This window comes from Methanobacterium veterum, assembly GCF_000745485.1.
GTDB classification, from domain to species: domain Archaea; phylum Methanobacteriota; class Methanobacteria; order Methanobacteriales; family Methanobacteriaceae; genus Methanobacterium_D; species Methanobacterium_D veterum.
The window spans coordinates 196,214-209,730 of record NZ_JQJK01000008.1; the positions used below are offsets into that span (position 1 = coordinate 196,214).

At 33.9% G+C, this 13,517-nt stretch carries 14 protein-coding genes; 5 read left to right on the forward strand and 9 right to left on the reverse strand.

The genetic code is table 11. The annotated features are described in order from the left end of the window. Positions 1-129: 129 nt before the first annotated feature. Positions 130-741, reverse strand: coding sequence for a DedA family protein (locus tag EJ01_RS01090; protein WP_048080534.1), 612 nt, complete (start codon positions 739-741; stop codon positions 130-132). Positions 742-944: 203 nt separating this feature from the next. Here EJ01_RS01090 and EJ01_RS01095 point away from each other — a divergent pair, with 203 nt between their 5' ends. Then, complete coding sequence (locus EJ01_RS01095; RefSeq protein ID WP_211251407.1) at positions 945-1,775, forward strand: DUF368 domain-containing protein; 831 nt, start codon at positions 945-947, stop codon at positions 1,773-1,775. A gap of 137 nt (positions 1,776-1,912) precedes the next feature. Here the strand turns inward: EJ01_RS01095 and EJ01_RS01100 are convergent, their stop codons facing one another. After that, positions 1,913-2,839 (reverse strand): hypothetical protein, encoded by a 927-nt coding sequence (locus EJ01_RS01100; RefSeq protein WP_048080090.1) that lies wholly within the window; start codon positions 2,837-2,839, stop codon positions 1,913-1,915. A gap of 140 nt (positions 2,840-2,979) precedes the next feature. Here EJ01_RS01100 and EJ01_RS01105 point away from each other — a divergent pair, with 140 nt between their 5' ends. Next, the gene (locus EJ01_RS01105) at positions 2,980-3,645 is read left to right on the forward strand and encodes a hypothetical protein (protein ID WP_048080091.1); all 666 of its coding nucleotides are present in this window, start codon (positions 2,980-2,982) and stop codon (positions 3,643-3,645) included. A 12-nt stretch (positions 3,646-3,657) separates the two neighbouring features. Here the strand turns inward: EJ01_RS01105 and EJ01_RS01110 are convergent, their stop codons facing one another. After that, positions 3,658-4,377, reverse strand: a complete 720-nt coding sequence (locus EJ01_RS01110; protein WP_245611114.1) for a winged helix-turn-helix domain-containing protein — start codon at positions 4,375-4,377, stop codon at positions 3,658-3,660. Positions 4,378-4,570: 193 nt separating this feature from the next. Here EJ01_RS01110 and EJ01_RS01115 point away from each other — a divergent pair, with 193 nt between their 5' ends. Continuing rightward, on the forward strand, positions 4,571-4,969 hold the full coding sequence (locus tag EJ01_RS01115) for a pyridoxamine 5'-phosphate oxidase family protein (protein ID WP_048080093.1): 399 nt from the start codon (positions 4,571-4,573) through the stop codon (positions 4,967-4,969). A 43-nt stretch (positions 4,970-5,012) separates the two neighbouring features. On the opposite strand, the gene EJ01_RS01120 is transcribed toward EJ01_RS01115, so the two are convergent. The 3 genes from EJ01_RS01120 to EJ01_RS17080 form a co-directional block, all read right to left on the reverse strand. Continuing rightward, positions 5,013-6,491, reverse strand: coding sequence for a replication factor C large subunit (locus tag EJ01_RS01120; RefSeq protein ID WP_048080094.1), 1,479 nt, complete (start codon positions 6,489-6,491; stop codon positions 5,013-5,015). A 71-nt stretch (positions 6,492-6,562) separates the two neighbouring features. Then, positions 6,563-7,522 (reverse strand): replication factor C small subunit, encoded by a 960-nt coding sequence (locus EJ01_RS01125; RefSeq protein WP_048080095.1) that lies wholly within the window; start codon positions 7,520-7,522, stop codon positions 6,563-6,565. A gap of 315 nt (positions 7,523-7,837) precedes the next feature. Further along, entirely contained in the window at positions 7,838-8,050 is a 213-nt protein-coding gene (locus EJ01_RS17080) for a hypothetical protein (protein WP_157197518.1), read from the reverse strand. Between EJ01_RS17080 and EJ01_RS18055 the strand changes: the two genes are divergently transcribed. Then, positions 7,961-8,167 carry a plastocyanin/azurin family copper-binding protein gene (locus tag EJ01_RS18055; protein WP_394296573.1) on the forward strand — a complete coding sequence of 69 codons (207 nt, stop codon included), beginning with the start codon at positions 7,961-7,963 and terminating at the stop codon, positions 8,165-8,167. The two genes, EJ01_RS17080 and EJ01_RS18055, sit on opposite strands and share 90 nt — an antisense overlap. A 24-nt stretch (positions 8,168-8,191) precedes the next feature. Here EJ01_RS18055 and EJ01_RS01130 read toward each other — a convergent pair whose 3' ends face one another. Next, entirely contained in the window at positions 8,192-8,737 is a 546-nt protein-coding gene (locus EJ01_RS01130) for a manganese efflux pump MntP (RefSeq protein ID WP_048080096.1), read from the reverse strand. Between the two features lie 254 nt (positions 8,738-8,991). On the opposite strand from EJ01_RS01130, the gene EJ01_RS01135 reads away from it, so the two are divergent. Then, complete coding sequence (locus EJ01_RS01135) at positions 8,992-10,239, forward strand: hypothetical protein (RefSeq protein WP_048080097.1); 1,248 nt, start codon at positions 8,992-8,994, stop codon at positions 10,237-10,239. A gap of 168 nt (positions 10,240-10,407) precedes the next feature. Here EJ01_RS01135 and EJ01_RS01140 read toward each other — a convergent pair whose 3' ends face one another. Then, positions 10,408-11,784 (reverse strand): roadblock/LC7 domain-containing protein, encoded by a 1,377-nt coding sequence (locus EJ01_RS01140; RefSeq protein WP_048080098.1) that lies wholly within the window; start codon positions 11,782-11,784, stop codon positions 10,408-10,410. 271 nt (positions 11,785-12,055) lie between these two features. Beyond that, the gene (locus EJ01_RS01145; protein WP_048080099.1) at positions 12,056-13,504 is read right to left on the reverse strand and encodes a Ni/Fe hydrogenase subunit alpha; all 1,449 of its coding nucleotides are present in this window, start codon (positions 13,502-13,504) and stop codon (positions 12,056-12,058) included. Between the last annotated feature and the right edge of the window lie 13 nt (positions 13,505-13,517).

The window sequence follows — 13,517 nt, forward strand, 5'->3', positions numbered from 1 at the left end:
AAGTTCTATCTTTAATTTTATATGATTGAAGTATTAATTAAATATAATTACATATTATTATTTATCTTGAAAATATATTCCCCTATTGAATTATTCTCTAAAAATACTCTGCTAAAAAGAAATAACTCATTAAATTTGACTTCTGGTCTTATACTTGTATACAAGATAGATTATTCCTGCTATAACTCCTATTATAACAATTATATCTAGTATATGGAAATAACTTTTAATTGTATCCCACTTCGGGCCAAGCAAAACACCTATATAACCAAGCACAAAAGCCCACGGTAATGAACCAGCTAAAGTATAAATAGAAAATTTTTTAATGTCCATTTCAGCTATTCCCGCAGGTAATGAAATAAATGTACGTATACCTGGTAAAAATCTGCTTATAAATACTGCTTCATGACCGTACTTTTCAAACCAGCGATCTGCCCGGTCAAGCGAATTATAGCTTATGAAGATATACTTACCATATTTCTCCAGTAAAGGCCTTCCACCTTTTAAACCCACATAATATGCCATTAAAGATCCAGTTAAGTTACCCAACGCACCTACAATGGTTATTCCCCAAAGGGTCATTTCACCTTCCGATACTGAAAACCCTGCAAAGGGCATTATTACTTCACTTGGGATAGGAATACATGCACTTTCAAGTGTCATTGCTATAAATACGCCCAAATATCCAAAATAATGTATAAGATCAATGGTTAACTGACTGACAAATTCCACTATACCCATCATAGGTTTAAAACATTGGTTGATTTGACATATAAAACTATTTTCATCTTTTAAAAAGACAATAATCTTATATGAAATAGATCACTATTAATCTATAAAAATATTCCAAATCTTATTTTAAGAATATAAAATCATTAGGTGTAAAAATGAAACTTATTAAACTCAATATTGAAACTTTTCTTATATTCCTGAGAGGACTGTTCATGGGGTCTGCAGATATAATCCCCGGCGTTTCAGGAGGAACAATTGCATTAATTACAGGTATTTATGAAAGATTGGTACGTGCAATAAGTCGTATTAATTTTAAATTTGTATTATATCTATTTAAAGGAGATTTTAAAAGATTTAAGCAAAGTTTAGTCGAAGAAATAGATTTTGCATTATTTATTCCTCTGCTTTTAGGTATTGGTATAGCGGTTCTTACAATGTCAAAGGTCATATCATTCCTTTTAGTTACTTATCCCGCAGCTACATTTGCATTTTTCTTTGGTTTAATACTCGCATCTGCAATTTTTGTTTATAAACATGTGGATGAACTTAATCTAAAAAATATAGTCTTTTTAATTATTGGTTTTGTTTTTGCAATAATTTTTGTAGGATTAAATCCAATTCAAGCCAATCACTCCCTGCCTATCATTTTTATTTCAGGCGTTATAGCTATATGTGCAATGATACTGCCAGGGATCTCTGGTGCATTCATGCTTCTTCTTTTAAACCAGTATGAATACATGATAAATGTCTTAAATCACATGCAGTTCGTTGAAATAATCACTTTTTGTCTTGGGGCTCTAATCGGAATTCTCTCCTTTTCAAGATTTTTGAATTACCTGTTAACCCACCACAAGTCAGTTACCATGGCATTTCTGGTTGGTTTAATGATCGGTACACTTCGACTTCCTTATGAAAAAATAGCCTTTAGTACTGAATCCCCTATTGTTATCGCGGTGGTCGCAGTTATTGGATTTATTTTAGTGTTCTTATTAGAGAGACAATTTGAACATAAACCTCTTCCAGGTGCAACTAAACATAAATAAACTTTAATTTTTTATGAGCAAAGTTAGAAAAATGCAAAGCATGCAAAATCGAAGATTTTGTAAACATTTTTCTACATAAAAAATCGGAGATTTTTTAGGATTTGAAAGCCTACAAAAATCTCTGATTTTTGTTGAATTTATTCAAATTTTTTAAATTCCCGAGGATTAAATCCATATTTTAAAAGGGTGTTGCTGTCTTTACTATCCAGATTTTTTTCTTTAACTGGAGGTATCGGGCTTCCATACTTTGCAAATACCACACCGCTCTTTTTATTTGCAGCTAAAAACTTGCCTGCATTTCCATTTACAATTACAGACCCTTTAATCATATCTATGGCTGTAAAATCATCGCAGCTACCATTTATAATTACAGTTCCACCATTTAAGAGAGCCCCTGTGTTTTTTCCCGTACTTCCATTAATTCTTACGGTACCCTTTCGCATTAATATTCCTGTACTCAAATCGACATTTCCATTTACAATTATTTCTTTATCTGCATCTAATCTTGAGCCTACAGTATCCCTAACCATTCCATCATCTATTATAAGCCTGTTACCATCCATCTGGTTTCCTTCAAGCTTATCTCCTTCCAGACCGTTCATCATGATATCTGTAATAGATTTAAATTTTTTATATCCTTTCATATCCGATTTAACTTTAACCAGATTACCAGCTGGTTCCTTTACATTGCCTTTTATGTAGATACTGCCTTTAACCATACTTATTCCCATTCGAGTATCAACGTCACCTTCTACTATTATATCGCCGACATCGATTTCTTTACCAGTTCCTCCAAAAAATTTAAGATCTGTACCCATACTAGAACCAAGCCTATGGCCTGCATTTCCATTTATTTTTACAGTGCCCCCTTTTTTAAGGTGTTCTACTAAATCTTTAAAAGTAAGGTCCGTGCCTGCAATTTTCCACTCTGGAGACAGTTTTTCTCCATTATGCTGCCAGTAAAAGTTGTATGTAAAATCACAAAGACAATCAACTGGTTCTGAAATATCTATTTCCAGAATGTCCCTTTCTTTCTCCTTTGATTTCCTACCAAAAAGATTCATGATATTCCCCAGACTAATTTTCTTTTTGAGTATTTAAAAAATTTTTTGTTTTATGCCCAAATTTAAAGTCTTAAAAAAATATAACTACAAAATTTAATATAACTTAAAATTGATACGATTCTTTTAAAAAGGAGAAAACAATGACAAGAGAACTGGTGAAATTCTTACAAAAGATCGGTGTTGATACCCGATTTGTCAGCATCATGGAAGACAAAGTATACATAAACAATCTAAAGTTTTCAAGATTTTCAAGGAAGAAAGAAGAACTATTCAAAAAGAGCTTTCCTGAAGTAGATGTAATCAGGTCCAAAATATTCCAGAAAATTTGCATGAGGGCTTCAAGGAATCTTGCACATTGTATCCATCCTAAAGAGAAAATTTTTTTAGTTGAAAGTGATGATCTGCGTAACTTCGCCATTCATACAATTTTAGAACCATATCAAAGGAAATACGGTATTGAACTTATTTTTGGCAAAAATATGGATGAAACAGAAAATTTGGATGTGGATTCTATAACATTACCCATTACATTGGACGATGAAGCCCAAAATATCCTGCAGCTAATGCTGGATGGTGAAAAAATAGAATTATTAAGTTCCAATGAAAGTTACAATGATATAAAACTGATTTACCCTTTAATAAATGTGCCAAAGTCATGGATATATTCATGGACTCAAAATACCTCAGATAATGAGTTAAATCAAGATGAATATGCCAAAGATTTATTGAAATTTTTAGAAAGTTTAGTTCCAGGTGTCAGAGAAAACCTTTTAAAATCTGCTTTATTTATATCCAGCGAATGTTAAATAATTTGAAAGTTATTCTCCTAAAACCGTGTCGATTTCACTTAACATTACTAAAAGTTTGTATCCTTTTTCAGTAAGCATATAATCTCCCCTCTCATGGCGCTGGAGAATCATATCATTATCAAGCAGTTTTTGAAGATGGAAAAGTAAATTACCTCCCCTGAGTCCAGTAAGTTCAGAGAGTGATGAAAACGTTTTTGTTTCATTTGACATTGATTTTAAAATTTGAAGCCTCTGCTTATTAGATAATGGTTCAAGAACATCTTTAACTAGGGACTCTTCGCAAATTGAAGATATACACTGTTTTTTATCATTGTTGGAACTGTAAATGCGAAGTGAACGCATCAGATTTACCTGTTTTTCAAAAAGATCATCTACTTCTAAAAAACATGTATCACATTTTGCGTAAGATGCTCCTTCTCTCATCTTACTTAATTTAGCTTCATTTTGAGTTATAGCATCTTCATGTACATTGTCATCTGCAATAAGGCCGGTATTATCATGTAATAATTCTGTAAATATTTGTTTACATTTATCCCTCATGTCGCACTTATTTATCATGCCCTTTTCAAGACTTTTTTCAATATCATGGGTCACATATCCCATAATCGCGTTTAAAACGTCTTTTTTAGAGTTAGCAAGTACTAGATCAAGATACTGCTGATTAGTGTTTTCCATGAGATTTTTAATATCTTTATGCATGGTCGCCAGCTTTGCCTTTATCTCGGTCATTTCCCTGTTATAAAGTTCAGCCTCATTTAACATTGAAATAAATTATATGGCTCACCATAATAAAGGTTTCTATCAAGACTCCCAAAGTTAGTTTAATGCATCAAAATGTAGTTAGTATATTCCCCTGACGGTTAAGTATATACTGATAATACAGCAATATAAAAACTAATGAAGAAAAATAAAAGGTGATTAAATGGTAATGACAGAAGAAATGATGGACGCTATTGAAAAAGACAATGTAGTTTTCTTTGCAACTTCAACTGCAGATGGAAACCCTAATGTTGTCCCAATTGGATTTGCAAGGCCAATCGACAATAAAACAATAATGATCGTGGACAATTACATGAATAAAACTCACAAAAACCTTGAAAATAACCCAAAAGCAAGTTTAGTACTAAGAGACGCTTCAGCATGCCCTTACCAGTTTAAGGGAACTGCCGAAATAATTGAAGAAGGTAAATACTTCGATGAAGCGGTTGACTGGGCAAAAAGTGTTATGAGCAAACTTGCACCAAAAGCAGCAATCCTGTTAAAGGTAGAAGAGATTTATTCCGTCCAACCAGGCCCAGAAGCTGGTAAAAAAGTAGATTAAGAACAAAACGTTCTTAATTTTATTTTACGGCCCATTAAATAAACTACTTGAAACTGAACAATGAAACCTGTTTTTCTTTACTTCCACCAGTATCTTCTTTCTTTTTAGGTTCTTCATCAGAAGATGCTTTTTTAGATCTTTTAGATGGTTTTTTAGTCCTTTTTGGATCAGTGCTTGAAGTGGCTTTTTTAACCTTTTTCTGTGTTTTTAAAGTTTCATTATTCACGTTAGTTTCTTCAGATTTAGCTTCTTTGGAAACACTTTTTGAAGTTTTAGTGCTCTTCTTTTTAGTTTTAGGTTTTTTAGGTGTCTTTACCTTTCTTGACCTGAAAACTTTTACTTCATCGTCTTCAAGCCCAAAATATGTCATCATGTTGTAAGCTATATCATCATCCTGGAACATGATTTCAAAATAGGGGAACTGTGAAATTGCAACTTTTTTGGAGGTGTGAAGTTTTTCTCCAATTTTTTCAGCCACTCTATTTTGTAAATCCCTTTTACTCCTGTTTTTAGAAAGTATTGTATAAACAGATGAATTGGTATACCTTGCAAATTTTTTATAGGTCTCATCTTTAGAAAGTGCAACCCCTACACTCATTAACTCGTATGCATACTTCCAGTAGGTATAAGCACGTGTTGAAAAAGCCCTTCCAAGATAAATATCCGCTTGAGAAATCATTTCATAAGCTTTTTCTATCTCATCTTTCTTTTCATATTCACGGGGAATATTTTCTGTGACCATTTCAATTAAAAGTGAAGGGTCTGCCTCAATTTGCCGCATGGCATCCTTAATATGGGCCGGAGTCTTACTCTTTAAGATGGTCCTTACAGCATCAAAGACATTAGATCTTCCGTCTTTTGGAGCTACAATATCAAGGTCTTCGGATGTGATTTTTTCCTCACCTTTTGCCATTATCTCAAGATCATTTATGGCAGACCTTAAATCACCATTAGATCTCTTTGCAAGAGTCCTTAGAACATGTTCTTCAAATTCTACCCCTTCTTTTACACATATCTTTTTTAAAAGGGAAACTATTGAATTTGTATGAACCTTCCGCAGGTTTATTACCTGGCATTTATTTTTAAAGCTTTTAATTCTATTGCTGTAAGGGTCGTTGGCCATCATCACTATTGGCTGGATTGCATCCTTTAGTATTTTGTTAATTGCCCTTGATCCACCCCGGTCATCATTACCATGAAGTCCATCAACTTCATCAAGAATTATTAACTTCAATCGGTTGCCAAATAAGGTCATTGAGGAGGATGCTTCACCTACAACACCCATAATAGCATCATAGGACCTTTTGTCACTGGCGTTTAATTCAACCGAATCAGAAAATTCACCTGCAATTAGCCCTGCAAATGTAGTTTTACCAGTGCCCGGAGGACCTATGAGAAAGAGACATTTTTGAGGATTGCCGTTTTTCCATTCCTCTGTCCATTCAAGGATTTCTTTTTTCGCTTTTATATTCCCAAGAACATCATCAAAGTTCTTTGGCCTATATTTTTCTGTCCACAACATCTTCTGCCTTTCCTCTAAATTACCGTTTTACTCGCTATCAGATAGCTTTATCTTTTAAATTGTCAATTAATTTATTTTCCTTTTAATAGAAACTTGGTAAGAAGTGCTTCAAGCTGAATCCTCGGATTAGATCCTTCTCTTATTCTGTAATCGTATTCCCCAATACTTTGAATCAAATCCATGTACACATCTTCTTCAATCATGTTTTCCATTGACATGCGTGAAACTTCCTGATAAATCTGAGTTACCATATCTTCCCCACTTGTACCCTGGACAACCATTACCTCTCTTAAAAGGTCTCTTGCACTTATAAAGTCCCCATTTAAAGCTTTATTAACTATTTTCCTCACATCTTGAGGTTTTGCTTTAGAGACAATTTCATGGATACTGTCATCTGTAATTTCATCAGTTGTGGATGCAGATGCTTGAAGTATGTTTACTGCTTTCCTTAAATCCCCCTCTGCAAAATAAACGATACTTTCAATCGCCCCCCTTGTAATATTGAGATTTTCAGCTTCAGCTATTTTTTCAAGTCTTGCAATGATTTGAGTTCCTTTTACAGGTGCAAATCTAAATATTGCACACCTTGACTGTATTGGATCTATTATCTTTGAGGAGTAGTTACAGGATAGTATGAACGATGCCGTTTTTGTGTACATTTCCATTTCACGCCTTAGAGCATGCTGGGCATCTTTGGTCATGTTATCCACTTCATCAAGGAATACTATCCTGAATGGAGCGCCAACAGCCTTTAACCTGCAGAAATTCTTAATATTGGTTCTTACAGTATCTATTCCCCTTGCATCAGATGCATTGAGTTCCAGGAAATTCTGTCTCCAGTATTCTCCTAAAATAGATTTTGCAAGTGCGATTGCAGTTGTTGTTTTTCCAACCCCTGCAGGTCCTGTAAACATTAAATTAGGCATGCTGTGTTCATCAACATACCTTTTAAGTCTTTGAATTATATGATCTTGACCTACAACTTCATCTAGATTACTTGGCCTGTATTTTTCAACCCATGGTCCGTTCATTTAATCACCGTTTGCTTTTGCGAGATTCGTTCGCATTATTTTTCACTTATTAATTTATGTAAAAATGAATTCGAGATACTTTGTATTCATATAAAATAGAAACAATATCCATAGTTGACTTTGTAAAGAGTAGGTATAAAATTTACTGTTTATTAAAAATGAGAAAAAATTCATTAAATATGCCTTTAATACAATACTATCCATTTAATAACTTATTTTACACTTTATTTAAGGATATTACTCACTATTTACAATATAGTTTTAACAAGAATTTTATATTTCATTGAATACATCATACTTCATAACATATAAATATTACATCAAGATCAGAATTGCTGTAATTATATTAGGAGTAGTTATTACCCATGTTGTACTCAGAACCGGCAGGAAAACCCATAAAACACGACAAATCCCAAAAACACTTCTTACAGCACAGTAATGATCCAGAACTACACATATGCACCACATACTATTACTGTTAAAGCAGGGACAAAAATCACGTGGATAAATCAAGACTCTGCCATTCATGATGTATCAAGTGATTCTGAAGCATTTGAAAGCCCTGATTTAAATAAGTGTGACAAATATACATATAATTTTACTAAAACTAGCGAATACACCTATGTGACGAACATCCATCAATGACAGGCAAAATAATTGTTCAATGAATTAGAACCCAAGAAGTATCTTTAGCCCTATTCCAATTAATATTAATCCACCAAAAACCTCAATTTTGTGTTCAAATAAGTGCCCAATACCTTTTCCAATATAAAAGCCAATGAAAGACAGGACAAACGTAACAGCTCCTATTATTACAATGGATTCTACAATTGGAGTCTTAAGGAATGCAAATGTAACTCCAACTAAAAATGCATCGATACTTGTTGCAATTGCAAGGAAGAATATTTCTTTTAATGAAAAGCTGTCATCTTTATCCTCCCCATCATCAAAAATACCCTCATAAATCATTTTAATTCCTATAATAGATAATAAAATGAATGCTATCCATGGGGCTGCTGTTGAAACAAATGCCTCAAGTTGTATACCTGAAATCCACCCTGCAACAGGCATTAACGCCTGAAATACGCCGAAAAATAGGGCAATGATCAAAGCGTGTTTTACATTGGACTTCATTACAAGTCCCTTTGTTATGGAAACGCTGAATGCGTCCATTGCAAGCCCTATAGCTATAAGAAAAATTGAAATAATATCCATAAATTTAAACTATTAATCCACATTTATATAGATGTTTATTAAAAATAGCAAAAAATTATTTTAACCTGTTAATTCCTGTTTAATTAATTATAAAACCTGCAAATAATCCATTTTTACAAAATCATCCGAAATAATAGCAATATTACTATTTTAATAAAAATTAGCCATTATTTCTAACTAGTTTATTATATAGATTATATAGTATTAACTTATAAATATTTATTATTACATAGGATAGTCGGAGGTGATAATTAATGAATCAATTTAAACCAATGGAAATGGAAGGAATGCCTGTAGAAGAGCAATTTATGAACTGGGATAATATAGTCAGGCCATCCTATGACAAAATGAGCGTTGATCCATATACACGTACTAAAATAATCTTAATGAATGGAATAGAGACCAATGCAGTGTTAACATGCCATGCAATAGAAAGAATGACCAAAGATCCTGAAGTTAAAAGGTTAATGTCCATTATGCGCCGTGTTGATTCAATGCAGCAGCAGACCGTAAACTGGCTTAATGCTGCAGATCAAACCGTATTAGAAACAACAATAGCTTATGAACAGGTTGCTGTAGATCTTACTGCAAACCTTGCAAAAAATGAACCAGATCCTTATATTAAAGACACCCTTGATTTTGCCCTTCTTGAAGATTTTGACCATCTATTCAGGTTTGGCTGTATGCTTGAAGCACTGGAAGGTGAAGATCCTGAATTGATTACTCAAGCAAAAACTGAAATTAAACCTGGAAGACCCACAATTCTCCACCATAGACATCCTAACGAGTCAATGCGTAAACATTACAATAAGGATCAAGCAGATCTTAAAACAAAAATGAATTACTTGACTATAACTTCAGGCGAGCAACAGACAATGTTGTTTTACAAGGAACATGGATTTATGTATCCTGATGAACTTGCTCGTAAACTGTATTCAGAAATTGCAGATGTTGAAGAAGAACATGTAACCCAGTACGGCGTACTTGGTGATCCCGAAGAAACAATGCTTGAGAAAATGGCAATGATGGAACTTTGTGAAGCCTACAATTATTATTCATGCGCCCAGACTGAAACAGATGATAGGATCAAACGCATATGGGAAAACTTTACCAAGATGGAAATTACACACTTTAAAATGTGCGCTGAACTGCTTAGAAAATATGAAGGGAAAAATATTGGAGATTTAATGCAGGAAGATAAAATAAAATCACTCATAGTATTCGAACCTAATAAAGGATACGTGAATAAAGTTCTTGAGGAACAGATTGATCTCATGCCAAACAATATGGAATTTGTAAAGCTTCGCGAGCTTCCTGATAATTGGTCAAGCTTTAAAGCTCAACAAATTATGAATTCAGGCATGGTACCATCAGAAGAAGTTGTAAACAGGCTTGGAACTGGACTGGCAGAAAAAGCAAATCAAGATATATATCAAGATGTAAAACAGCAGATGGCCGACAGAATCGGTTCTTCTGCCGTGCAGATGGCAATTTCCAAATAATACCTAACTAATGCTAAGCTAGATCTTTTAAATGGGAATTTCACCAGTTTCCATTTAAAAACCTAATTTTTTATTATTTGTATTTTAACAGGTTTTTATGTATAAAATATTTGTAAAACCCTGCTTTTTAACAAATGGTTCAATAAAAACTAAAAATACATAATTAACTTATTTAAAAAGAACTATTAGCTCAGGATGAATTTTATCTTTAATTCCAAGATCATTCATGGCTCTTCCATATGAATTATTAATCGTTTTAAATTCATTACGGACTATTCCTCTAAAAGCTCCATATCCCATTACTTTACCATAGTTTTCAGTTATAATGTCAATTATTTTACTAAAATCAGTGATAAGTGTATTTGATCTTTCATTTAAAGGAATATTTTCAGCATTTTCCCTTATCTTATCAAAATCAACCACAGAATTACTTTTTACATCAACACCATCTAAAAGAGTTTTACATTCATCTAAAGGTAAAAATCTCTTTATAAGTCCCCTTGCAGGTGATACGCCCATAATTTTGCTTGCTCCAATGGACATTGCCAAAAATACTGCCTCATATATATCTAAAACCAGATTAGATTCTTCCTTATCTCCAGCAGGTATTTCAATGTTTTCAGGTAATTCTGGGAATGAAATTGGCGGTTTTATAACTGGAATACTGCTTTCTGGTTCTTCAATCTCTTGAGTTTCTTCTTCATGTACTCCTTCTAACTCTTCTTCTGAAATTGCCATTTCGTCCTGAACTTCAATTTCTTCAACTTTTGATTCAATTTCAACTTCAGGTATAATTGTATCAGGAGATATTGTTTCAGATTCTGCAACTACAGGTGATGATTCTTCTGTTTCAACTTCCAACATTTTCGAAAGCTTTTCTTTCGCTTCTTTAATATCTAATGCCTTAAACTCTTCAGACTCCAGTATCTCATTTAATTTTTCAGTTCCTATGACCTCATCAAATGCTTCTTTTAAGTCTTCAGTTTCAATGAGTTTATCCACTGTTTCTACATTTAGTTCTTCAGTTTCTAATCCTTCAGACGCTTCACTTTCAATTTCGACAGTTTCTGTTTCTGTATTATCATGGACATCTAATACTTCTGAAGTAGAGGTAGCCGTAATTTCTTCTTGAGAATCTATAAGTACTTCTTCTTCAACTGGAGCTTCCCAAACTATATCCCTTGTAATTTCCATTATATCTTTTGCAGCCCTTTTAGCTGAAACCATTACCAGCCCCACATTTGCAGATATTTCCATAAGCACAATGAAGTAGGTATTTTTCAGGTGTAAAAAAAGAGCCTTTCCGCCATAAGATTCAACCAGTACCCTTTGGATTTCTCCACTGTCAGCTGAATTCAACAGCCTTTTCGATGAACTCATAATTACATGGGCCATTGGGCCAAAAAGAGAAGTATCCGTTCCCCGGGACATAGTGTGGCAGAGCACATTACCATTGTCATCAGCAATTAAACTGCCGTCTATGCCTTCAACTTTATCCAAATTGTTTAAAGTCCTTATTAATTGGCTTTCTATATCCGAATCCATATAACCACGTTGATTCATTTAAGATATCCCAGATATAATCATTAATAACTTATTTAAGACTGATTGATTCTATTTGACATTTTTTAAATATTCAAATATATTTTAGTTTATGTTTATAGTTTTTAAGTTTTATCTTAAACACAGCTATGGTTTAATGAATAGATTTAAAAAAAAGAAAGTATTAAATTCCCAAATCATTTTATGATTAAGGGGCCAGACACTTCGTGTTTAGGTGAAATAAAAAAAAATAAATAATTATGTAACCATTCAGTTACAATAAATGCCTTTTCAAGAGATCGCCTTCACTGTCATGTATATCTACTAAAAGTGGTGAGTCTCCACCAATTGCATGGGTTGCACATGAAAGACATGGATCATATGCCCTTATTATCATTTCAAGCTGGTTTTTAATACCCTCTGAGACTTCTTCACCTTTAATTAAAGCTTTAGCTGTTTCTCTTACCCCTATATCCATAGAAAGGTTGTTTTGACCTGTTGCAACTACAAGGTTTGCACGTGTTATTATTCCAGCAGCATCTGTTTCGTAATCATGGATAAGAGATCCCCTCGGAGCTTCTATTATTCCTACTCCTCTTTTAGTTTCACTGGACTGTTTTGCTTCTTCCCTTGTCATCAATGGTTCGCTTAAGAACTGCCTTATCTCAGTACTTACTATGTCATCATCCTCTAAAAGTTGTAATGACCTTTCTGCAGCGTACATTAACTCAATAAGACGAGCATAATGGTACAGGAGAGTGTTTTGAGCAATTCCAAACTTATCTTTGAACTCACCATACAGTGCACCAGCTTTTTCTGTTGGGACATTGTCAGCTATATTTAACCTTGCAAGAGGCCCAACTCTGTAGTTACCATCAGGGAATCCTGTTTGTTTGAGATATGGGAATTTAAGATAAGACCACGGCTGTACTTTTTCTTCTATGTAGTCCAGATAATCAGAAGACTGGAACTCGTGAACAGAATTTCCTGCTTTATCGATTATTTTCATAGGACCATCATAAACTTCAAGGTTTCCACCATTTGTTAGACCCCCAAAATAAGTTTCAACTGGACCCAATAATTCTATTGCTTCCGCATACTGCTCAAATAATGGTTTTGATACCCCAACACCTTTTTCTATAAGTTCAATGGCCATTTTTGTAGATTCCAAAAGTTTAGCTCTTTCTTCAGCGCTCATTGCCTTTGTCTGTCCACCTGCAACAGCAGTGACTGGGTGTATTGCTTTTCCTCCCACCACTTCTGTTATGTCCTGACCGACTTTCCTGGTTTTTATTGCCATTTTTGCAAGTTCAGGGTCTTTTTTAATGATTCCAATTACATTTCTCTGTGTAGGATCAGAATCTGGCCCCAATACAAGGTCCGGTGCGCCAAGGAAATAAAAATGTAATGCATGTGAGTGAATATATTGACCAAGAAGCATGAGCTCTCTCAGTTTTTTAGCGGCTTCTGGAGGTTGTAGTCCAAACACAGTATCAGTGGCTTTAGCAGCTGCTAAATGGTGTGCAGTTTGACATATTCCACATATACGTGGAGTTATCCTAGGAGCTTCCTCAACCGCTGCCCCTTCCAGGAATTTTTCAAATCCTCTTATCTCCATTACATGAAAGTGAGCATCTGAAACGTTTCCAGAATCATCCAACTGAACTGTGATTTTTGCATGTCCTTCAATTCTTGTTACTGGATTTATTTCTATCTGTTTCATATTATCACGCTTC

Excerpts from the sequence above, each read along its gene's own strand:
- EJ01_RS01090 (WP_048080534.1), bottom strand. The coding sequence starts at position 741 with ATGGGTATAGTGGAATTTGTCAGTCAGTTAACCATTGATCTTATACAT.
- EJ01_RS01095 (WP_211251407.1), top strand. The coding sequence starts at position 945 with ATGGGGTCTGCAGATATAATCCCCGGCGTTTCAGGAGGAACAATTGCA.
- EJ01_RS01100 (WP_048080090.1), bottom strand. The coding sequence starts at position 2,839 with ATGAATCTTTTTGGTAGGAAATCAAAGGAGAAAGAAAGGGACATTCTG.
- EJ01_RS01105 (WP_048080091.1), top strand. The coding sequence starts at position 2,980 with ATGACAAGAGAACTGGTGAAATTCTTACAAAAGATCGGTGTTGATACC.
- EJ01_RS01110 (WP_245611114.1), bottom strand. The coding sequence starts at position 4,377 with ATGACCGAGATAAAGGCAAAGCTGGCGACCATGCATAAAGATATTAAA.
- EJ01_RS01115 (WP_048080093.1), top strand. The coding sequence starts at position 4,571 with ATGGTAATGACAGAAGAAATGATGGACGCTATTGAAAAAGACAATGTA.
- EJ01_RS01120 (WP_048080094.1), bottom strand. The coding sequence starts at position 6,491 with ATGTTGTGGACAGAAAAATATAGGCCAAAGAACTTTGATGATGTTCTT.
- EJ01_RS01125 (WP_048080095.1), bottom strand. The coding sequence starts at position 7,522 with ATGAACGGACCATGGGTTGAAAAATACAGGCCAAGTAATCTAGATGAA.
- EJ01_RS18055 (WP_394296573.1), top strand. The coding sequence starts at position 7,961 with ATGATCCAGAACTACACATATGCACCACATACTATTACTGTTAAAGCA.
- EJ01_RS17080 (WP_157197518.1), bottom strand. The coding sequence starts at position 8,050 with ATGAATGGCAGAGTCTTGATTTATCCACGTGATTTTTGTCCCTGCTTT.
- EJ01_RS01130 (WP_048080096.1), bottom strand. The coding sequence starts at position 8,737 with ATGGATATTATTTCAATTTTTCTTATAGCTATAGGGCTTGCAATGGAC.
- EJ01_RS01135 (WP_048080097.1), top strand. The coding sequence starts at position 8,992 with ATGAATCAATTTAAACCAATGGAAATGGAAGGAATGCCTGTAGAAGAG.
- EJ01_RS01140 (WP_048080098.1), bottom strand. The coding sequence starts at position 11,784 with ATGGATTCGGATATAGAAAGCCAATTAATAAGGACTTTAAACAATTTG.
- EJ01_RS01145 (WP_048080099.1), bottom strand. The coding sequence starts at position 13,504 with ATGAAACAGATAGAAATAAATCCAGTAACAAGAATTGAAGGACATGCA.